Source organism: Rhizobium sp. SVR5-9E (assembly GCF_056755095.1).
In genome coordinates this window covers 1-349 of record NZ_JBNDHS010000289.1, presented here as the reverse complement: position 1 = coordinate 349, position 349 = coordinate 1, and the positions used below count along the sequence as shown (strand labels likewise).

Here is a 349-nt window from a genome sequence, read left to right as displayed (position 1 = left end):
GTGACTGGCTTCATGATCTGGTGGGGAAGAAGAAAAAAGAAAACGGTAAAAACAACATAATATTTTTTTTAAATAAAATTCTGCTTAATCGTCTAATAATAAGATCTTTTTTATAATTTTAACCTTTTAGAATTATTAAGAAGAGAAATGTCATTAGTAGATTTGTCAAAACACGTTGCGCTGGGAATTGATATTGGCGGAACGAACACAAAATTTGGAGTGGTAAACCACAGAGGTGAAGTTTTGGAAAAAGGAAATATCCGAACAGATGCCTATCCTACCGTAGAAGAATATATTGACGCTTTATACGAGGCTGTTCATCCGCTGATCGAAAGCCACGGAAAAGAAA

General features: G+C 34.4%; 1 protein-coding gene. It reads left to right on the top strand.

Annotation, left to right across the window (positions count from 1 at the left end):
* Positions 1–147: 147 nt before the first annotated feature.
* A partial coding sequence (locus ACPYOJ_RS34835; protein ID WP_481420302.1) for a crossover junction endodeoxyribonuclease RuvC occupies positions 148–349 on the top strand: 202 nt, incomplete at its 3' end.